We start from the raw sequence: 21055 nt of genomic DNA on the forward strand, positions 1-21055 counted from the left end.
CTATTAGCGAAGTAAAATATTACACACCAGAGGAATTATAGATGATTTTAATCAAGTTACTTTTAATATTATCTTTAAGCATTGTCGGAAATACTGTTATCAATCTAGTCACTATTAAAAAACAGCATTTATTTCACTCCACGGCAATTGCTCGTTTTATTGGCAAAAATCGCCTCTGAGTTAGAAGAAGATTTGAATTTGACCCCTGGAGGCAAATACTACAGCCCGGTTGAGTACACTAATATTAATCAATTTAGATAATGAGCTACAAATTGAAGGGCAAAGAATCTGTATCGACAGGAATCAAAAGAATTGCCTCAGAACAAACAAAAAAAGCAATTACGGAATTAACTTGTACTGGTAAGCTTGGGGTTGATGAAGCAGTCCATCAAGCTCGCACACGGTTGAAAAAAACGAGAGCAGTGCTTCGCTTAGTACGATATAGCCTCCCTCCCTCGATTTATGAACAAAACAATCAGTCCTTTCGAGATATAGGACGTAATTTATCGAAGTTAAGAGATAGCAAGGTTGGGATCAAAACTTTGGACAATTTAATCGCCCATGCCGATCCATTTTCTCCAGAGTTGTTTAGCAATATTCGTCGAGAACTTTATGTTGATTATCGCCAAGAGTATCAGCGTGTTGTGGATGGCGATGTGTTGAGCTTGGTTAAAAATGAATTAAAAGATGCCCAAGACGACATTAATAATTGGACAATTAAGTCGAACAGTTGGTCAGCAGTCGATCAAAGTTTAAACCGAGTTTACGCTCGCGGTTACAAAGATTTAGCTAAAGTTATATCTAAACCAACAGCAGAAAATTTTCACGAATGGCGTAAGCGAGTTAAATATCTCCGCTATCAATTACAAGTTATTAATCCTATCTGGAAGGATTTAGTTCAAACATGGGTTGAGCAAACTCATGTTTTATCTAATTATCTGGGTGAAGATCATGATTTGGCAGTATTAAAAGAGTTTGTTTCTAGTCAACCAAAAAGATTTGATCGCGATCGCGAATTAGACTTTTTAATTCCTTTGATCGAACGCCGCCAGAAAGAACTACGAACAGCAGCAATATCTTTGGGTAAAAAGATTTATACCGAAAAGCCGAAAAACTTTGCTCGTCGCTTAGGTAATTACTGGCAGGTTTGGCAAGAAGATAATCAAAAGGTTGCTCGCTGAGAAAATTGGATTATATATATAAGGCGTTGCTGATTTAAGTATTGTTTTTAGCTATAGGCTATTAGCCCTTCGGGTTCGACAGTAGTAGTACCACTTCTAGGCTAAAGTACTGGGTTGATTCCCCCAAGCTTGGGGGTTAGGGGGCTAAAAAAATTTTCAATACCCAACAAATTAATCTAGACGTATTAGTAGGTTAAGTTTCGTGCATCAAGCCAACGATTAAAAGATTTCTGTTGGCGTTTGACTATCGTTCTAACGCCACTTGCAGAAGACGGAGGATACCTCCGCGTCGCGAAGCAAGTCCTTCGGACTCAGCTAGTCCTTTAGGGCATATCATGCACGGGCAACCCAGTGGCTCCCCTACCTACTAAGTCTTTGATTATTTTTGAGAAATGGTATTAGATTCGACATTTTTTGGTGATATTTGGTTAGTTTCACCAAAACCTTCGCTGTGGAAAACTTTGACAATTTTCAGCGCAAGTATATCAAAAGAGAGAGACAGTAGCAAATTCGCGACCTTACAATTGTCTTAAAGCCACTTAAAAATAAACATTTTTAACTAGCACTACTAAACTTTAATGATACAAATTAACCAGTCCCCTAATCTTCAAGGTCGGCTGATCTATAAAAAACAGGATATTTGATGAATATTTGTATTTGTTGTCACGATCATTTACTGAGACATATAAATCATCATCGAGTTTATTGGTTTTGTCCTAGCTGTCATCAAGAAATGCCTAATATTGAGGAATTAAATTTTGATGGATTAAATCTGACTAGTAAGCTTAAAATAGCAAAATTAAAGCTGAAAAAGTCCGAATTAATTTCAAATATTCAATCAATTAAACATTTAATTAATTAGCATTGGACAGAATACAAGAGTCAAAAATTTCTATTGCAAAATGGTTTTACAACCTTTTTATACAACTAATTATTTACCCAAGTATTTGGGTTGCCGCTGCGATCGCTTTTTTGGGAATATACGTTCAAAAAATATTAGGATTAACTCATAACTGGCAGCCAATTGCTTTAATATTTGTAACCGCCTTAATTCCTTATAATTTAGATCGTATTTTTGATTCTTATTTTCAAGAGATACCTGATGCCAAAGCGCAGTTATTTTTCCGCCAGTCTTGTATTTGGGCTTTATTGTTGATGGCGATCGCAGCTACCATTGGCTTGCTTATCTATGCACCTTTAAGAGTTAGATATGTGAGTATTGCGGGAATTATTCCCTTACTTTACGGCATACCTTTGTTCCCTAGGAAAGATCAATTTGCCTGGCGATGGTATCGCTTAAAAGATATTCCTGGTTCAAAAGCTTGGATTGTCGGCAGTGTCTTAACTTATGCTGTTATTGCCCTACCTCTAGCTTATACTGATGCTCAATTCGATTTAGTTACAGCTTTGACAAGTCTATTTATGTTTGTCTTTATTGTGACTAATTCTCATACTTTTGATATTCGAGATGTAGAATCCGATAGCCAAAAAGGAGTAGTTACTTTGCCAATTATGGTGGGAATTAGAGGAACAAAAATTATCTTGATGGGAATGAATTTATTAATGTTGCTAACTATAATTGGTGCTTGGATTGCCAATGTTTTTCCCTATGAGCCAGAAATTATTATTGCTACATTAGTCAATCTTACTTATGTTTGGCTGGTAAATATCGATACGCCTCGTTGGGTTTATAGTATTTTAATTGAAGGCTGTTTGTTTGTGCCACCACTAGTTAAATGGGCGATTAAGACAATACCTTTCAATTAAATTTTTTATTTACCTGGCGGATATCTTGTTCTTCTAAAACAATAGTTGTCTCTGCACCTACTCGTCCAAACTCAGGTTTTGCTCCTTGGCTCATTTCGATAGTATATGACCAGAAGTTATCTTGCTTTTGAATAGATTTAACCTTACCACTTCCGCCGATAAAGCTAACTATTTGATTGCATTTGAATTTAGGTTGATTTAAACAATTGATACTCATAATTATTCTGGTCTCAAAAATAACCAACTAATAAAGAAAAATGAAGCCGTAAAAAGTTGAATCAAATCTATAGCGGAAATATAGCCGTCAGCTAAAGATGCAATGCTGCGATCGCTTATACCAAATACCCAAGAACTTGTTCCTAATACCCAAATACCTCTTTTTAAAGTTTGAGGAAAATTTTCTCCGTTTTTCTGTTTACTCATCTAGTTAATATTGGAATTGTCTAAAAAAATTGTGTAAAGCTCTTGGTTTTAATAGGTTAAGCGGTTGGTTTTAAGCAATTAGAACCTAACTTTAACCTAACGTTTTATTATTGCTGGAGATACAAAAGACTTAGCTTGTTCGCTACTAATTAAACTCCAACCATTCTGACGTAAATGCTGGAAAGTTGCCCAACCTTTTGAACCTTTAGGTATTTGATGATCTGGTACAGCATGAGGAGTGGCTTTATACACTTTCCAAGGCTGATGAGGATATTCTCTCAAATGAAGTGCCATGTTTAATTGGTTTTCTTTGCATGGTAGCCAGCACATTTCTTTCATGACTTAAAGTTGCTCCTAGTTTTTTGTATTTACAATCATGCTATTTATTTTTTTTTGATAATTTATCTATCAAAAGTTTAATCTTACAAATTGTAAAGTGACTGTTAAATTTGATGCTAAATAGGGGCAATCAGTAGCATTATATACAAGAAAAATTTCAAGCAAAACTATTGATAATTATTGATTATTTAAAAACTGCGACTAAGTCAGTTTAACTGATTTAATTATCATTTGGATGCAGTCAAGGTACGTGCAACTTGTGATAGCAACTCGTCAATTTCAATCGGCTTGTAAATTATCCCGTTAGCACCAGCCGCGATCGCTCGATCGTAGTCGGTGCATTTATCGGCTGTAACAAAATAAATCGGGATTAATGGTAAGTTATCATCTTCTCGTAGTTGCTGAACTACCTCATATCCATCCATTTTGGGCATCATTACATCTAAAAAAATGAGGTCTGGCTGATAGCTTTTAACTCGATCAAGAGCTATTTCTCCGCTATCTGCTGTTTTTACCCTGTATCCTTGATTCTCAAGAATTAACTGCATTAAATATAAATTATCCGTGGAATCATCTACTACTAAAATACATTTTTCTTGTTTATATCGCGTTACGCCCATTTTTCAAACTTGTCTGCATATCTTTATTCTTACTAACTTATTTTACAAAAACCCAATCTAGTTATATGTCTACCTAATGATAGAATCTAAAACTAAAGCATTAGGTTTATAAATACTTAAAAAAATAAGCTGCTTTAGATGATTAATTGGTGTTCAAAGCAATATTGCGTAGGTATTTTGCTCAATTATATTTCAATTATATTATTGTGCCGATCGCAGCAACACAAACGCTTTAATCCACAGCAGAAAATCGATTGACAATTGGGCTGGCTCTAATCGATGATTTGATCGCTAAAATCGATTAATAATTGCATATTATCAATCATAATATTTCTCAAATCTTGAGTCAGAGGAAGTACTCCTTGTGCGCCAAACCACTCCTCAAAAATGGTGACGTATTCGGGTTTGTCATTTAAAAACCCCTGCATAAATTCAACTAAAGTATAGTTAACGGTATTTAAAAACTGAGAATTATTTTCTGGTACCATACAACCAATTCCTTCACGAGAATAATCCCCGACTATTTGAAAGTCTTCAGGATTAGGAATATTGCTTAACCAGGTTTCCAGTAGAAGTCCATCTGAGGCAAAAGCATCAATTTCATCCTGTCGTAATGCTTCATACCCAGCCGCACGATCTTTTACTATAACCATCTCCGCTAAGGGTTGGACGCGTCTAATGGTTTGTTCGTTAGTAGTTTTGGCTAAAGCCCCGATACGTCGATCCACTAAAGAGTCAGCATCCCAAAAATTATTACCTTTTTTAGTTAATAGCCTTGTTCCTGTAGAACTATAGCTAAAGGAAAAATCCACGACGCGATCGCGTTTCCAGGTAAAACTACTCGCATCGCAAACAATGTCAACCTCACCGTCGATCAATTTAGGCAGACGTTCTTTAGGCTCTAAGGCAACTAATTCTAGTTTAATTTCTCGGTCGTATTCCTCTTCTAGCTGATTGGTAATTAATTGCAAAATATCAATTGAATAGCCGACTAACTCACCCTCGGCATTGCGATAGGCAAAAGGTAAAGCATCTTTACTCGTACCAGCAGTCAATTTTCCAGTACGAGCAATTTTTTCGGCTACCGTTTCGGCAACAGCATGAGGAATAATGCCAATTAACAGACTTAAACTAAAGAGAGAAATAGCCGTTTTGTTCGCCCATAAATATCGCAACATAAATTTTGCCTAGCTTCAATTAAGTTCGTTAACAGTGTTAAGCCAAAAATCGTAAATTGACCAGTTTAATCACTGTTATTTAAGATTTTCTCCAAAAAATATTATTATTTGTTAATAACTAACCAAACTAAGCTTGTGACTCGAATTTTTCTGGCGATCGCTTCGGTATTGGGCGGTATCTCCGTCATTTTAGGTGCGTTTGCTAGTCATGCCTTAAAAGAGCGATTGAGCGATCGCGCTCTAGAAATCTGGGAGACTGGAACTAAATACCAGATGTATCATGCCCTGGCTCTAATCTTAATTGCCTTACTTATAACCCGTTTGCCTACTTCAACATCTTTATTAGTCGCGGGATATGCTTTTATTGCGGGAATATTGCTCTTTTGCGGTAGTCTATATGCCCTAAGTCTCAGCGGCATAAAATGGCTCGGTGCGATTACCCCTTTGGGCGGAGTAGCATTTATTATCGGCTGGATTTGTTTAGCAGTTGCAGCTTGGGGAATTGAGTAAAAGAATAGTTAAGCCAGCCCTAAGAAAGAATTATGAGTAAACTTGGTTAAAACTAGCGGTAAAATCTTACATAGCTTATTAATCAGACCATGTATTTTTTAATTCTTCAAAATTTATAACCGACTGAATTTATAGCTTAAATATTTATTATGCGTATTGCCTTATTTACAGAAACGTTTTTACCCAAGGTTGATGGAATTGTCACTCGCCTACGCCATACCATCGAGCATCTTGAACGTAACGGCGATCGCGTTTTGGTAGTTGCTCCAGAAGGAGGCTTGACAGAATATAAAGGAGCGAAAATTTATGGCGTACCTGGTATGCCGTTACCTTTGTATCCTGAACTAAAATTAGCCTTGCCTCCCATTGGAACTAAAAATGCCATCGAAGAATTTCAACCAGACCTAATTCATGTGGTAAATCCCGCCTTTTTAGGGGTAGGAGGCATCTACTATGCCAAAATAATGAATATTCCCCTAGTTGCTTCTTATCATACCCATTTGCCCCAATATCTCCAGCATTACGGTTTAGGAGCATTAGAAGGGCTGCTGTGGGAATTATTAAAGGCTGCTCATAATAAAGCGCGGTTAAATCTCTGCACCTCTAGCGTGATGGTTACAGAGTTGATTACTCATGGTATCGAAAGGGTAGATCTTTGGCAGCGAGGCGTAGATACAGAAATGTTCCAACCCCATTTAGCCTCGACACAGATGCGATCGCGTTTATCACAGGGCAACCCTGACGCTCCCTTGTTGCTTTACGTCGGTAGAGTTTCGGCCGAAAAACAAATCGATCAAATCAAGCCTGTATTAGAAGCAATTCCCCAAGCACATTTGGCAATTGTCGGAGATGGACCAAATCGAGAAGCATTAAAAACTCATTTTGCTGGAACAAAAACTCATTTTGTGGGCTATCTTCAAGGATTAGAATTAGCGTCTGCTTTTGCATCTGCCGATGCTTTTGTCTTCCCCTCCCGCACCGAAACTTTGGGTTTAGTCTTACTAGAAGCAATGGCCGCTGGCTGTCCTGTAGTAGCGGCTCGTTCGGGTGGTATTCCTGATATTGTGACTAATGGTGTAAACGGCTATTTGTTTGAACCAGACGATCCTGATGGTGCAATTACCGCCACCAAGTCTTTATTAGAAGCTACCCAAGCTAGAGAAGAATTACGCCGTAATGCCCGCAGCGAAGCAGAGCAATGGGGTTGGGCTGCTGCAACCAAACAGCTACAGAGCTATTACCGCAACGTATTAAATGCCAAGTACAGCATTTCTGCTGCCTGAACTACTCCTCAAAGGATCGTGCTGGTTTGCTAATTGAGATTGTGCCAAGGTGGCGAGGTAAAGGAAAGATAAATGTCGATTTTTGAATTACATGACTGTAGCTTTAATTATACCCTCATCGGCGATCGCCAAAAACCGATAATCTTGTGGCTTCATGGTTTTATGGGTAACTGTCATGAATTCTTAGCAGTAATTAATCGCCTATCAAAATTTTGTTGTTTAGTAGTCGATTTGCCAGGTCATGGTCAAACAAAAGTTGGGCAAGATGCTGATTACCAAATGCCTAATACCGCCCTAGGATTGATTGGATTACTAGAAGCATTGGCGATCGAGCAGTGTTGGTTAGTTGGCTATTCTCTGGGCGGGAGGATTGCACTTTATCTAAGCGTTTTTTTTCCTCAATATTTTCAGGGAGTTATTTTGGAATCTGCTTCCCCAGGATTAGAGACTCAATCAGAACGCGATCGCCGAATTGAACGGGACTTAAAGCTAGCCAAACAGCTTGAATCTATGGATTTGGCTCAGTTTCTCCAGCAATGGTATGCCAATCCTTTATTTAGATCTTTGGTGCAACATCCTCATTACCACCAGGCGATCGTCATCAGGTTAAAAAATGACCCTTTAAAGCTCGCTAAATCTTTACGCCTAATCGGCTTGGGAATGCAGCCTTCACTGTGGAGTTATCTGGCGGAAGTTCAAATACCTGTGTTACTAATTGTCGGTGCGCTAGACGCAAAATTTAGGGAGATTAATCAACAGATGGCTAGTTTATGTCCTCAAGCAAGTTTGAATGTAGTTGAAAATAGCGGACATAATGTTCATTTTGAACAGCCAGCCCAGTTTGCCAACTTAATAAATCAGATCTTGCTGTATAAAAGTCCCCGTGCATGACTATTCAACCATCACTATCATTGTCGCAAATTCCGGCTAATAGTTTACAGCTCGACAGTGTCTTTACGGAAATTTTTAAGCAGCTTCGTACCCTCACAACAGAAGAAGAGACGCTACAGGCTGGAGTTGAGATCGTACATCAAATTTTGATCAGGCGATCGCGCTGTAGTCTATAGTTTGCAGTCAGATTCATATTGTAAAATTGTCGCTGAAGCCATAACTGCTGGCTATAGTGAAACTTTGGGGGCAACAATTAAAGATCCCTGTTTCCAGGCGGGATATATTGAAAAATATCGCCAGGGAAGAGTTCGAGCAATTACTGATATTTATCAATCGGGAATTGATCCTTGTCATATTGAAAATCTGGAAAAGATTGAGCTTAAATCTAATTTAGTCGTGCCAATAGTTCGCCAAGATAATTCTCTGTATGGACTATTGGTAATGCATCAATGTTCGGGAAAACGCTTGTGGCAGCAATCAGAAGTAGAATTTGTACTCCAGGTAGCAAATTGGCTTATGGCGCAAATATCTCAGCAACAGGCACGCTTAGATTTAGCATCTCGGCTGGAGAATATTCAGCAAGCTCAGGAAATAGTTGCTGCTGCCGTTCAAAAAATACATAGTGCCACAACAAGCTCAGAAGTATTGCAGCAGGGGGTAGATCGCGCAAGAGAAATCTTAAACTGCGATCGCGTTGTGGTCTATTGTTTGCAAGACCAAAGTATGGGAGAAATTGTCTGTGAGGCTACCGTCTCTGCTTTAGCCCCAATTTTGGGCAGCGTCATTAAAGATCCTTGTTTTGAATTTCGCTACATTGATAAATATCAGCAGGGTAGAATTAGCTCATTTCCTAACATTTACGAAGCAGGTATGACTGATTGCTATGTTGAAAACCTGGCAAAAATAGGCGTAAGATCTAATTTAGTCGCTCCGATTAATTGGGATAATGGAATAATATATGGGTTGCTGGTGGCTCATCAGTGCTTTAGCTTCAAAGACTGGCAACCTGAAGAAATTGAACAGTTTAAGCAAATTGCTTTCCATACGGGCTTATCTCTCTCAAAAGCCAAGCTCAAAGAACAGTTTCAGACAATCGAGGCTGGATTGAGTCAGCTAGATCACGTTAAAGATGCTATTGTCATAGCAAAGTCAAAAGTTCAGCAGATTAAGCAACCAATCGAGTATAGTGGCAAAATTTTAGTAGAGGTTAATAACCTAAATAAACTGCTAGAGCGCGAAATTAATCAAATTAATCAAAACACCTCGATACAAACAAAGAAAGATACTAAATTAATTCAAATTATTATTAGAAAGCTATTAATTATTACCGCTAAGCTAAGACGACCTTTGATTGCAGTTAATAGTAGTGGGGATGAAGCAAATACAATTTTATATGAAGCGATCGCTTCATATACAAAGATCCCGAGCTTAAGTATAATTAATTTTTAGTTATTAATTTAATTTAAATTAAGGGTGTAATTTGGCTTCACATAGCAGCCGATATTACACCCTTTGTAATTTCAACAAACTATGATTCAATATTCAAAGTGTAGCCAAATTTTTACTTTTTTTTGGGATGGTTGAATCAATCAACAATAAATCCTGGAAACAGCATACTGTATTGCGCGTTAAAAAAGATTTGCGTTATCTATTGGTCTAAAACGAGTGTGTTTAGGCAACTTAGCAGATATCAGTCAAATTATTAGCAAGCAGAATATTATATAAATATTGCTGGATTAAAATCATTGGCATATTTTATAAGGCTACATCCTAAATATAGAAAAAGTATCATAGGGAAAATTAAATAGATTTATGAATCCAGAAGTATCCATCATCATTCCTGCCTACAATAGCCAGGAATATGTTTCACAAGCTTTAAAATCTGTTTTTAACCAAAGCTATACCAATTTGGAAGTAATTCTCGTAGATGATGCTTCTACCGACTCTACCGTTAAGATCGCAGGCAGTTTTCTTGATAAAAGATTAAAAATCATCAAAAATAATCGCAATAGAGGCGTAAGCTATGGACGCAACCGAGGTATCGAGCAGGCAAAGGGCAAATGGATTGCACTTTTAGACTCTGACGACTGGTATGCGCCAGAGCGAATCGAAAAACTGCTGGAGATAGCCGAGGAAAAAGATGCAGACTTGATTGCCGACGATCTATTTCTGATTAGAGACGGTGAACAGCAACCCTGGAGTACGTTGCTATCTGAGAGTCCTCAAGAGCGACTGTTAGAGATCCCATTCATCGATGCGGTGAAATTTGTTGCCAGCGATCGCCTACCGCCGATAAATGCCCAACGAAATTGGAGTTTGGGCTATACCAAACCAATAATTAGACGCAAATTTTTACTCAAAAACAAGATTCGGTACGACGAAAATATTAGAGTGGGCGAAGATTTTGCGCTTTATTTGGAATGTCTCAGACGAAAAGCGCGTTTTCACCTAATTAGTCAGTCTTATTACTATTATCGAACCAGGGTTTCATCTCTTTCGACGAGAAAACCAACTGAATACCTATCTCAGTCTTGTCAAATAACTAAAAGCTTTATCTATCAAGAAGTTAATTCACAAACTGACTCAAAGTTGCTTCAGGCTTTATGGCAAAATCTAATTATTTTTCAGAAAAGACTGGCGTACTATCGGTTGCTAGAAAGTGCCAAAGAAAAAAAGTTACTGCAAGTTATTCAACAAATAATTGCCAGTCCTGAGGTCTTACAAGATTTATCCCAAAAGTTGATTATGGTCTTAACTAAAAAGCTCTTCAATATTCGGGAAACCAAGAAAAATAGTCAGGTGAATTTTGCTGCAAATAAAGTGCAGCCTGCTTATCGCAGCACCAAAAAATCGCTTCAAAGCGAGCTAAAATCAGCTAAATTGCTTTAAGGCATAGTCAGCGTAGGTTAATAATTATCTAAGGCTCTGGCAGCAGGCTGGTGTAAGCTTATGATTTGTAATTTCGACTCAACTTATTTACTACAGCTACAAAACGACCTAAAAAAAGTATAGCTGCGATAGCTAATCCAATAGACTGTCCGAGCCACAAGCCGATTCCTCCCATCCCCCGCTCGAAGCCAAGAATATAGCCTGTAGTCAAACCAATACCCCAAAATGCAGGAATGCTCAACAGCAAAGGAATTTCAGGATCTTGAAGTCCTTGAAGTACGCCATAAACTATCTTTTGCATCCCGTCTAGGATTAGGGCGATCACACCAATAGTTAACAGAGGGGAAGCCATCTTAATTACGGATATATTAGCAGGATCATTTAGATCTAGATAGAGTCCGATAATTGACTGAGGAAAAAATATTATGGCGATCGCCACCAGAATATTAAAGACTAGTCCGACTGCAATACTGAGATATCCCGCTCTTTGAATACCTTTAAGATCTTTTTCGCCAAACCATTGTCCAACCCTGACCATGGCAGCATAAGATATCCCCAAAGGAATCATAAATAAAATAACGATTGTTTGCAACACTATTTGATGAGCAGCTAGTGCTTCTGTTCCTAATGCACCCATGAGATAAGTAATGATGGCAAATAGTCCTGACTCTAAGGCGATAAAAATGCCAACTGGAGTGCCAAGTTTAATCAATTTCCAGATTATCGCTGGCTGAAACTGATTTAGCCGAGAAAATAACTGATAGGTTTTTAACTGAGGATGCCGAATTAGATAAATTACTAAGGCAAAAAACATCCCCCAGAAAGTAATCACGCTAGCGATCGCCAAGCCCGCTATTCCTAAACGAGGAAAACCCAACTTACCAAAAGCGAGAATATAGTTACCCGTAACGTTAAATAGCGTTCCCGCAGCAACAATAACCATAATTGGGCGGACATGAGACAAACCAGAGATTACTCCTCGCAGCAGCATAAAGCCCAAAGCGGGAAAGCAAGCCCAAACCATGATATCTAAATAAGTATTGGCTAAAGTTACGGCGACAAGATCTTGTCCTTGCTGTAGCAAGAGTGAATCAACTTTGGCAACTATAACCGCGATCGGCATTGTTAGCAGCAAGACTAACCAAAATCCCTGACTGGTTATCAAGGCAATGCGATTTTTTTGATTTGCACCATAAGCTTCCGCAACTAAAGGAGTAACCACCATCACCACTCCTCCAGCAATACCAATGAGAGTCATTAAAGTAATCGAAGCCAAACCTCCCGCAGCTAGGGTTGATGCCCCTAAACGACCCATCATCAGGGTGTCAAAAAAGCCCGTAAGCGCTTGCGCTAGCTGTGCGCCAGTCAATGGAATTGCTAAGGAGAGCAATTGTTTTGTCTCCCGATATAGCAGAGAAGATTTATCGAACTGCACAATTAAACCTGGCTAATATATTTGAGCTTTGATTAATTGGAAAATTTGATGGGAAATTTAACAACGCTGATCTACAAAAGCGATCGCCTTCAACCGAAAATTAGCTTGCTTTCTCTTATAGAGTGGGTAAAAACCAAGAGTAGAAATCAAACAGTTAAATAAAGCAATTGGCTCGCGTAGTACTTACGTAATAATTATCTAGATTTAATAGGTGTCGATCAAACCTCGCGATCAAAGCCAAATTTATCTTTAATTTGAGAATTGAAGTATTGACCAACAGAACTAGTTTCTTTTAACTCTTGATAAATAGATTCAGGAACATCAGCGTATTTATAAACGCTACCGTTACCAAAAACAAGGCGGAGAGTTTTTTGCGCGACATCGTAGTCAAAAGATTTAACGGCAGTACTTTGATTTTTGAGCAGAGGAAAGGCAATCACGTCACGAATGCTAGGAGAGTCAGTCAACAGCATTACTAAGCGATCAATGCCGATACCCAAACCACCTGTAGGAGGCATTCCATACTCTAAGGCTGCCAAAAAGTCCTCATCAATATCTTGCGCTTCTAAGTCTCCTGCTGCTTTCTTTGCGGCTTGGGCTTCTAACCTTGCACGTTGATCTAAAGGATCGGTTAACTCCGAGAAGCTGTTGGCGGTTTCTCTGCCCACCATAAACAGCTCAAATCTTTCTACCAATCCTGGTTTATCTCGATGGGGTTTAGCCAGGGGTGATATTTCTACGGGATAGTCAATTACAAAAGTAGGCTGAATCAGAGTAGTTTCTACTTTTTGTTCAAAAGCCTCGTTGAGCAATTTACCAATAGTTTGACAGTCTGCGGGTACTTCAATTCCTGCCTCTTTTGCTGCGGTTTTCGCCGAGTCGAAGTCATCGAACTGAGCAAAATCTACTCCCGTAGCATCGCGAACAACTTCTTGCATAGTTACTCTGCGCCAGGGAAGAGTCAGATCTACTTCTTGCCCCTGATAAGTAACTTTATTCATACCAAGAACTTCTTGCGCCACATCGCTAATCATGTTTTCCGTTAAGATCATCATGTCGTGATAGTCAGCATAAGCCTGATAGACCTCAATCGAAGTAAATTCAGGATTGTGACGAGTAGATACCCCTTCGTTACGGAAAATTCTACCCATCTCAAAGACACGTTCAAAACCACCGACAATTAACCTTTTGAGGTGTAATTCAGTGGCGATGCGGAGATAGAGATCCATCTCCAAGGTATTGTGATAGGTAATAAAAGGACGAGCTTCTGCACCCCCAGCTTCGCTTTGTAAAACAGGGGTTTCAATTTCTAAAAAATCTCTAGTTTCTAGGTAACGGCGGATTGCAGCCGTGATCTTGGCTCGAACGCGGAAAGTTTGTCTTACCTGAGGGTTAACAATTAGATCTACATAACGCTGGCGATAACGTTTTTCGGTATCAGTTAAACCATGCCATTTATCAGGCAGGGGTAACAAAGATTTAGTCAGGATTTGAAACTCGTTGACGTAAACGGAAAGCTCGCCTTTTTCGGTTCTTTTGATCGTACCTTTGACACCCAAAATATCACCTGTGTCCGACAGCTTTTTCAGGTGATTGAACGCCCCGACTAACTCGTCTGACATGGTATTGTTGATTCTTTTTTTATCTAGGTAAAGCTGGATTTTTCCTGTTTCGTCTTGCAGTTCAAAAAACGCCAGCTTACCAAAAACACGACGAGCAATAATCCTACCAGCGATCGCCACTAGATCTTCAACCTCTTCTCCCGCAGCCAGATCGACATATTTTGACTGTAATTCAGCAGCATGATGACTCGATTCCCACTTATAAGCATAAGGATTTAAGCCCAACTCCTTGATTTGGGCTACCTTTTCAATTCTGGTGGCACGAATTTCTTCTAGGTTAGAACCACTCTGGGATTGGTTGGGTGATTTGTCTTCTGCCATTACTACTAAAATTTATGAGGATAGAATTAATCTAGCTGTCTATTGTCAATTACACTTCCTCTTTGAGTGATTGAAGGAAAATGCGGTTTATAATTTTGACAAACAGTATTGAATTATAACGTATCAAAGACCTTTAACTGACTTGATTTTTCGCCTTTATGCTGAATTGTTAGATGTTTATCCAGCCCAGAAACATAACTATTACTTTAGGATTGGCTGCCGTTGTAACAGGCTGTAATTTAATTCCTCCTGCCTCAGTTGCCGATTCTGCTACCCAATCACCACAGACGACGATTACGACTCAGCCTTTAACTCCCAGCCCAATTAAAATTACCTTAGCTGATTTACCCGAACCATATGCTACCGAGTCCGCTAGCAATTCTCCCAACGTAATTCCAGTACCCGATAATCCTGTATTGCAAGTTCCTCCTGGATTTAGCGTCAATGTATTTGCAGATAATTTACCAGGTGTGCGCTGGATGAATGTGACTCCAGACGGGGACGTATTGGCGGTACAGTCTAAGCAAAATACAATTACTCTCTTACAGGATAAGGATCTCGATGGGGTTGCCGAAGTTAAACAGACATTTGCCGATCGCCAAAATAATCTCGATCAGCCTTTAGGAATAACTTTTGCTGGGGGTTCTTTTTATGTTGCTAATACAGGCGAAGTTTTACGGTTTGACTATCAACCAGGACAGCTAAAGCTTGACGGGACAGGAACAGAAATTACCCAACTAACACCAGGGGGATACAACCAACACTGGACCCGTAACGTGGTTACTTCTCCAAAGGGCGATCGACTCTATGTTTCAGTTGGTTCTCGTTCTAATGTTGAATCAGAAGAACTACCCCGCGCCTCAATTCAGGTAATGAACTTGGATGGTTCATCACGTTCTACCTATGCTTATGGTTTGCGTAACCCCGTTGGCTTAGATTTCCATCCCGTTACAGGAGAACTTTTTGCCACGGTAAATGAAAGAGATCAGCTAGGAGATGACTTAGTACCAGATTATTTGACTCAGGTCGAACAGGGTGGCTTTTATGGGTGGCCTTATGCCTATCTCTCGCCTAACTTACTCGATCCGCGCCGTATGCAGGGAAATAAGAGCGAAGAACCCGATTTGGCAGCTAAAACTATTACTCCTGATGTCTTGTTTCAGGCTCATTCGGCAGCCTTGGGGGTGCAGTTTTACGCTCAACAGCAATTCCCGCAAAAGTATCATAACGGCGCGTTTGTGGCATTCCGTGGCTCATGGAATCGCGATCGCGGGACGGGATATAAGATTGTTTTTGTTCCCTTTGGCGAAGATCACCAACCTCTGGGATATTATGAAGATTTTTTAACCGGCTTTTTGACTAAACCAGATGGACCAGATACTTTTGCTCGTCCCGTGGGTTTACAAGTCATGCCAGATGGTAGTTTGCTGCTGGCCGAAGATGGTAATAATCGGATTTATCGCATCAGCTACCAGGGAAGCTAACATTGTAGGGGCAAGGCACTGCTACTTGCCCCTGCTACTATAAATATCAAAGATTGGTAGAAATAGCAGCCACAGGACAGGTGGGAATACATTGTTCACAAACAATACAGCGCGATCGCCGAAAATCTAACCTAAAGGTTTCTGGGTTTAAGACTAAAGCCTGAGTTGGACATACCCCCGTACATAAACCGCAATCCACGCAGCTAGCTTCATCAATGGCAATCTCGCCACTGGCGGAAAAAACTTGAAAATCGCCCATCCTCATCCATTCAATCGCAGCATCAATCTGATCGATGTCTCCCTGCAACTCCACTACCAATTTACCGATCTGATTAGGCGCAACCTGAGCGCGAATTATATTTGTAGCAACATTAAACTCTTTGGCTAAACGATAAGTAAGGGGAATTTGAATTGCTGTCCTGGGAACAGTTATGGTTACTCGTTTTTTCATAGATAGTCATCGATTATAGATAGAATAAGAAGCGCGAGTGAATAAATATAATAAATATATCGATCTATAAATTTACTAATGAGCGAGAAACAGCCAGAACCATCAGTTAATAATTCTATTAGAAACATTATAATTGCGCTCGCCGCCATTATTTTAAGCGTTGCTTTGTTTTTGGGTTTACAAACCGAGGCTAGTGACTCATCTTTAGAATCTCAGGTTAAACAATCTACTCCTTTGTCAGTAGCTTTAAATAACCATAAGCCTACCTTGACTGAGTTTTATGCTGACTGGTGTACTAGTTGTCAGGCAATGGCAGGAGATTTGGCGCAAATCAAAGCAGAATATGGCGATCGGCTTAATTTTGTGATGCTCAACGTAGACAACACCAAATGGCTACCTGAAATGCTACGCTATCGAGTTGATGGTATTCCCCATTTTCTATTTATGAACGAACAGGGGCAAGCGATCGCTGAAGCAATTGGCGAACAACCCCGTGGCATCCTAGAAGCTGATTTGGAGGCTCTAATTGCTAATAACCCCATTCCCTACGCTAACAACAGAGGTCAAATTTCTCAGGTTGAGGCCAAAGTAACGGTTACCAATGATACTACTGATACTCGCAGTCATGGAACAACGGTCGAGTAATTAGACCTGTCTTGAAAATAGGGGGCAGAAGAAAGTAAGGAATAAAGAGCAGTATAATTCCTTTCATTAACTCATTCAAAAGTCACTCATTCAAAAGTATGAAGTCCCCTAGTCACCCCGTCCCCCAGTCCCCTAGTCTCCCAGGTAAAAGCTAATAGCCAAAAACAATTCAACTTTATGTTTTACAAATAATTAGCGTACGCAAAATGACTACAATTGTTAAGCACAGAAGAACGGGAAATGAATATATTTTGCTAAGCATTAACGGTGAAGCAGGTAAAGCTAATCCATCGCGTTTTATTAGTGAGCTTTTTAATCAAGAGAAGTCAGAAGCTTCCTGTTCGGCAACTGTTTGCGATGTTCAAGGAAATATGTTTCTAGCTTATATTGATGACTTAGTTGTCACGCAAATAAACGGCAAAAAACCAGTCGAAATTTTGCCAGAACCTATTTACGAAGAGGCAAATAATTACCCCGAACAAACCAGTGATTTTGAGGATGAAGAGTTAGAAGAAGAACCCGATAATGCGCAAGATTCAACATCTGCCGAACCTAAAACTTCGTTTGTATATGGTCAGGGATCATCGGCTCAAAGTAATATTAATCATGATTCTGATAATGATGATGATTGGATTTAATTAATTATAAATATGCCTAAAAGCTAACCTGTAGAATAAGTGATTAAAACGCGATCGCTTATTGTTGTCGCGAGCAAGTAACAGCCTAAGATTGTTCAGTCGATCTAGTTTTTGTTTGCCTTAAAATTAAATAAATTAAACGTTTTGAGCGAACCAACAGCAAGGTATAGATAAAAACCTATTTTCTTTTTATTAGCTGTATTCTTTAGTTGAATACTAATAATTCTAAAATTATGTATTTTAAATTACCAATTATTGCTGTACTCTAGTAACAGTAAGTTCAAGCTTTAGATTATATTTCAACCCTTTAATTTCCTCAGTGAAGGTCTAGATTTATCGTAGAAATAATATTACTCAATAAAAATATTATTTTCTTAACAAATACATTTTAAATCTTATTACAAGCGTAAATTCGAGCCGATATTCAAAATACAGACACTAAAGATAACCTAATACTATTTGATAGCAGTGGGGATACGATCAAAAGCAGAGTCTTGATATAACTGGGTTAGCGATTTGCTGTTACGATTTAATCTTTAGTTGTAATTAACCAAGCGCGTCTGCATTTGTACTGTAGATGAGCGCTCAGAAAATCAATTAGTCTGTTCAAAATGCGCTCGCGTGGCACAGTGTTTATACCCCAATTTTTAACAACGATGCTAATATAAGAGCTGAGAATCAACAGATTAGCGATTAAGTTTTTATTCAGTATCGAAGGTTTTTCCGTAGAGTATTGAGATATTTCTTTTCTAATAATCCTGTCTCTCTAAACACAACACTCATTGAGAAGACAAACAAATTATGTCAATTTATGTAGGCAACCTATCTTACGAAGTCAATCAAGAAGACTTGAACGAAGTTTTTACCGAGTATGGAACTGTTAAGCGAGTTCATATTCCTACCGATCGCGAAACAGGTCGCGTCAGAGGGTTTGCTTTTGTCGAAATGGAATCAGAAGCCAATGAAGACAAAGCTATTGAAGCTTTAGACGGTGCAGAATGGATGGATCGTCAGTTGCGAGTCAACAAAGCTAGACCTCGTGAAACCAGAAGTTCATTTAGTGGTGGTAGAAACAACCGCTTCTAATATCTAATAGCTATCTGACGGCTAAATCAAAAATTAAACGCTTTTTAAGAATCAGCTAGATTTGTTCTATATCCCTCTTTAAAGGCGTTTTTTGCCGACTAAAAACAGTGTAAACAATTTAAATATAAATATTAGGAATATATTACAGCCGTTTTTAGTTGAATAGACTAGGGTTTCTTGAAGCAGTCGCTGCGCGGGCTATTCGCCCGCCAGTCCTAAAGGATATATCGAAGTGTATCCCTTTAGGGACACCTTCGGATATCGTCGAAGACGACGATCTGAGCGAAGCTCTGCGGGGAAACCCCCAAGACCGCCCTAAAGGATTAGCCCTAAAGGATTAGCTCCTTACGTCGCGTCCTCCTTACGTCGCGTCCGCTGCTTCGCTTTCAATTAATTAGCTAAAAGCTAATAGTTAATAGCTATTAGCTTTTTTAAATTTTATTACTGTAGTTTACTGATTTGCGCGCGGGGATGCGCCACCTGCGGGCGCATATCCAACCGTGCTGTTGAAAAGCGCAGTAATATTGATGATTTCTCATTGCAATTGGTTTTTAGGAGTTTTATTTTTGATAGCAGCTTTGGGCGCAATAATCAACCCATTGTGTTATATTGCGATCGCCATGTTGTTTTCTTTAATGGGTTTAGTGCTGTTGCCACCTGCCGACAAATTAAGACAACATTATTTCAATTGGCAGATCAAAGGTGGAGTTAAAAGGACAATTGTTTTAATGAGCTTTGTCTTAATTTGTTTAATTACTCCGCAAGTAGAAACCGATCTGGCGAAAATTTCTAACCCTGTAAATTATCTTCAACACTCTATGCGGATGACCTAGTTGGCACTCTCATTTTTTGCAAGATCGCACCCATAAAAGCTATACTCCAATCGGATTTAATAAATAGTAATTAATCTCAAAAAAGCATGGTAGCGGTAGCAATCTTAGCAGCAGGACGTGGCACTCGCATGAAGTCCGATTTACCCAAGGTGTTGCACACATTAGCGGGGCGATCGCTAGTAGAAAGAGTACTTGATAGTTGTAGCCTACTCGATCTCGATCGACAGATGGTGATTATCGGCTACCAGGGAGACAAGGTCAAGCAGGCTTTAAGTCACCGTCAGGGGTTAGAATTTGTCGAACAAAATCAACAGTTGGGTACTGGTCATGCCGTACAGCAGGTAATGTCTAGTTTAAAGGGATATCAAGGAGATCTGCTGGTCTTAAATGGTGATGCACCTTTACTGCGTCCAGAAACTTTACAAAAACTAGTCGCAACCCATCAGACCAAGCAAAATGCAGCAACTTTTCTAACTGCTAACTTGCCTAATCCTTTAGGGTATGGACGGGTTTTCTGTAACGGAGACAATTTAGTCAGCCACATAATTGAAGATCGCGATTGTAATATAGCCCAAAAACAAAATCGACGGGTAAATGCAGGAATTTATTGCTTTAATTGGCAAAAATTAGCCGAATCATTACCCAAACTGTCAACCAATAACAATCAGCAAGAATATTATTTAACCGAAGTCGTTGACTATTTAAGTCCAGTAATGGCTTTTGATACCGAAGATTATCGTGAAACTAATGGCATTAACGATCGCCGACAGCTATCTGAAGCCTATGATATTTTGCAGACCAGAATTAAAGACAACTGGATGAAAGCAGGGGTAACCATGATTGACCCTAGCAGCATTACTATTGATGAGAGCGTTCAGCTAGAACCAGATGTAATTTTAGAACCTCAGACTCATCTGCGAGGCAATACCACAATAGCCACAGGTAGTCGGATTGGCCCTGGTAGTCTAGTTGACAATAGCTTGATTGGTTCAAACGTGACTGTTTTATATTCAGTAGTTACTGATTCGGAAATAGCTGCTAATACTAGAGTTGGCCCTTATTCCCATGTGCGTGGTGAGGTAAAATTGGGTGAAAGCTGTCGCGTCGGTAACTTTGTTGAAATCAAGAAGACTACTGTAGGTTCAAATACTAATATAGCTCACCTGTCTTATTTAGGGGATGCTACTTTGGGCGATCGCGTTAATATCGGCGCGGGTACAATTACCGCTAACTATGATGGTAAGCAGAAACACCCCACAACCATCAAGCAGGGTACTAAAACAGGCTCTAATAGCGTCTTGGTTGCTCCTGTTACCTTGGGTGAAAATGTTACCGTAGCAGCTGGTTCTGTGGTTACTCAAGATGTTAACGATAATGCTTTAGTGGTGGCGCGATCGCGTCAAAAAGAAATCCCTGACTGGCATAGTCAGGGATAAATAAATTAATTATTAATTAATGA

Annotated in this window: 25 protein-coding genes; 17 read left to right on the plus strand and 8 right to left on the minus strand. The window is 39.3% G+C overall.

Annotated features, from left to right (window positions below; translation table 11 throughout):
• Positions 1-41: 41 nt before the first annotated feature.
• The 4 genes from V6C71_26665 to V6C71_26680 all read left to right on the plus strand — a co-directional run bounded on the left by V6C71_26665 (position 42) and on the right by V6C71_26680 (position 2948).
• The gene (locus tag V6C71_26665; GenBank protein HEY9772044.1) at positions 42-179 is read left to right on the plus strand and encodes a hypothetical protein; all 138 of its coding nucleotides are present in this window, start codon (positions 42-44) and stop codon (positions 177-179) included.
• 81 nt (positions 180-260) lie between these two features.
• Positions 261-1181 (plus strand): CHAD domain-containing protein, encoded by a 921-nt coding sequence (locus V6C71_26670; protein ID HEY9772045.1) that lies wholly within the window; start codon positions 261-263, stop codon positions 1179-1181.
• Positions 1182-1824: 643 nt separating this feature from the next.
• Positions 1825-2043: a hypothetical protein gene (locus V6C71_26675; protein HEY9772046.1), complete on the plus strand. Its 219-nt coding sequence runs from the start codon at positions 1825-1827 to the stop codon at positions 2041-2043.
• A 2-nt stretch (positions 2044-2045) separates the two neighbouring features.
• Positions 2046-2948: a hypothetical protein gene (locus V6C71_26680; GenBank protein ID HEY9772047.1), complete on the plus strand. Its 903-nt coding sequence runs from the start codon at positions 2046-2048 to the stop codon at positions 2946-2948.
• Here V6C71_26680 and V6C71_26685 read toward each other — a convergent pair.
• From V6C71_26685 to V6C71_26705, 5 genes are all read right to left on the minus strand, one after another.
• Entirely contained in the window at positions 2941-3165 is a 225-nt protein-coding gene (locus V6C71_26685) for a hypothetical protein (GenBank protein ID HEY9772048.1), read from the minus strand. The two genes, V6C71_26680 and V6C71_26685, sit on opposite strands and share 8 nt — an antisense overlap.
• A gap of 2 nt (positions 3166-3167) precedes the next feature.
• The gene (locus tag V6C71_26690; GenBank protein ID HEY9772049.1) at positions 3168-3371 is read right to left on the minus strand and encodes a hypothetical protein; all 204 of its coding nucleotides are present in this window, start codon (positions 3369-3371) and stop codon (positions 3168-3170) included.
• Positions 3372-3467: 96 nt separating this feature from the next.
• Positions 3468-3710, minus strand: a complete 243-nt coding sequence (locus V6C71_26695; GenBank protein ID HEY9772050.1) for a hypothetical protein — start codon at positions 3708-3710, stop codon at positions 3468-3470.
• A gap of 227 nt (positions 3711-3937) precedes the next feature.
• Positions 3938-4330 (minus strand): response regulator, encoded by a 393-nt coding sequence (locus V6C71_26700; protein HEY9772051.1) that lies wholly within the window; start codon positions 4328-4330, stop codon positions 3938-3940.
• 272 nt (positions 4331-4602) lie between these two features.
• Positions 4603-5508, minus strand: a complete 906-nt coding sequence (locus V6C71_26705) for an amino acid ABC transporter substrate-binding protein (GenBank protein ID HEY9772052.1) — start codon at positions 5506-5508, stop codon at positions 4603-4605.
• 135 nt (positions 5509-5643) lie between these two features.
• Between V6C71_26705 and V6C71_26710 the strand changes: the two genes are divergently transcribed.
• From V6C71_26710 to V6C71_26735, 6 genes are all read left to right on the plus strand, one after another.
• On the plus strand, positions 5644-6018 hold the full coding sequence (locus tag V6C71_26710; protein ID HEY9772053.1) for a DUF423 domain-containing protein: 375 nt from the start codon (positions 5644-5646) through the stop codon (positions 6016-6018).
• Between the two features lie 149 nt (positions 6019-6167).
• Positions 6168-7301: a glycosyltransferase gene (locus V6C71_26715; GenBank protein HEY9772054.1), complete on the plus strand. Its 1134-nt coding sequence runs from the start codon at positions 6168-6170 to the stop codon at positions 7299-7301.
• A gap of 72 nt (positions 7302-7373) precedes the next feature.
• Positions 7374-8192 (plus strand): 2-succinyl-6-hydroxy-2,4-cyclohexadiene-1-carboxylate synthase, encoded by an 819-nt coding sequence (menH, locus tag V6C71_26720; protein ID HEY9772055.1) that lies wholly within the window; start codon positions 7374-7376, stop codon positions 8190-8192.
• Entirely contained in the window at positions 8189-8368 is a 180-nt protein-coding gene (locus V6C71_26725) for a hypothetical protein (GenBank protein HEY9772056.1), read from the plus strand. The genes menH and V6C71_26725 overlap by 4 nt, the downstream gene beginning before the upstream one ends.
• 1 nt (position 8369) lies before the next feature.
• Entirely contained in the window at positions 8370-9641 is a 1272-nt protein-coding gene (locus V6C71_26730) for a GAF domain-containing protein (protein HEY9772057.1), read from the plus strand.
• A gap of 363 nt (positions 9642-10004) precedes the next feature.
• The gene (locus V6C71_26735; GenBank protein ID HEY9772058.1) at positions 10005-11081 is read left to right on the plus strand and encodes a glycosyltransferase family 2 protein; all 1077 of its coding nucleotides are present in this window, start codon (positions 10005-10007) and stop codon (positions 11079-11081) included.
• Positions 11082-11139: 58 nt separating this feature from the next.
• Here the strand turns inward: V6C71_26735 and V6C71_26740 are convergent, their stop codons facing one another.
• Together V6C71_26740 and lysS are read right to left on the minus strand one after the other, a co-directional pair.
• Positions 11140-12516, minus strand: coding sequence for an MATE family efflux transporter (locus tag V6C71_26740; GenBank protein HEY9772059.1), 1377 nt, complete (start codon positions 12514-12516; stop codon positions 11140-11142).
• Positions 12517-12734: 218 nt separating this feature from the next.
• Positions 12735-14459 (minus strand): lysine--tRNA ligase, encoded by a 1725-nt coding sequence (gene lysS / locus V6C71_26745; GenBank protein ID HEY9772060.1) that lies wholly within the window; start codon positions 14457-14459, stop codon positions 12735-12737.
• Positions 14460-14632: 173 nt separating this feature from the next.
• Here lysS and V6C71_26750 point away from each other — a divergent pair, with 173 nt between their 5' ends.
• Positions 14633-15943 (plus strand): sorbosone dehydrogenase family protein, encoded by a 1311-nt coding sequence (locus V6C71_26750; GenBank protein ID HEY9772061.1) that lies wholly within the window; start codon positions 14633-14635, stop codon positions 15941-15943.
• 46 nt (positions 15944-15989) lie between these two features.
• Here V6C71_26750 and V6C71_26755 read toward each other — a convergent pair whose 3' ends face one another.
• On the minus strand, positions 15990-16394 hold the full coding sequence (locus V6C71_26755; GenBank protein HEY9772062.1) for an NIL domain-containing protein: 405 nt from the start codon (positions 16392-16394) through the stop codon (positions 15990-15992).
• Positions 16395-16472: 78 nt separating this feature from the next.
• Between V6C71_26755 and V6C71_26760 the strand changes: the two genes are divergently transcribed.
• The 6 genes from V6C71_26760 (at position 16473) to glmU (ending at position 21032) form a co-directional block, all read left to right on the plus strand.
• Complete coding sequence (locus V6C71_26760; protein ID HEY9772063.1) at positions 16473-17039, plus strand: thioredoxin family protein; 567 nt, start codon at positions 16473-16475, stop codon at positions 17037-17039.
• A 206-nt stretch (positions 17040-17245) separates the two neighbouring features.
• A complete protein-coding gene (locus V6C71_26765) occupies positions 17246-17677 on the plus strand; it encodes a hypothetical protein (GenBank protein HEY9772064.1) in 432 nt (143 codons plus the stop codon).
• An 801-nt stretch (positions 17678-18478) separates the two neighbouring features.
• Complete coding sequence (locus V6C71_26770) at positions 18479-18763, plus strand: RNA-binding protein (GenBank protein ID HEY9772065.1); 285 nt, start codon at positions 18479-18481, stop codon at positions 18761-18763.
• A gap of 158 nt (positions 18764-18921) precedes the next feature.
• Complete coding sequence (locus V6C71_26775) at positions 18922-19104, plus strand: hypothetical protein (GenBank protein HEY9772066.1); 183 nt, start codon at positions 18922-18924, stop codon at positions 19102-19104.
• A gap of 186 nt (positions 19105-19290) precedes the next feature.
• Positions 19291-19596 carry a hypothetical protein gene (locus V6C71_26780; GenBank protein ID HEY9772067.1) on the plus strand — a complete coding sequence of 102 codons (306 nt, stop codon included), beginning with the start codon at positions 19291-19293 and terminating at the stop codon, positions 19594-19596.
• Positions 19597-19682: 86 nt separating this feature from the next.
• Positions 19683-21032, plus strand: a complete 1350-nt coding sequence (gene glmU / locus V6C71_26785) for a bifunctional UDP-N-acetylglucosamine diphosphorylase/glucosamine-1-phosphate N-acetyltransferase GlmU (protein HEY9772068.1) — start codon at positions 19683-19685, stop codon at positions 21030-21032.
• The last annotated feature ends 23 nt before the right edge of the window (positions 21033-21055 follow it).

The organism is Coleofasciculaceae cyanobacterium, from assembly GCA_036703275.1.
Lineage (GTDB): Bacteria > Cyanobacteriota > Cyanobacteriia > Cyanobacteriales > Xenococcaceae > Waterburya.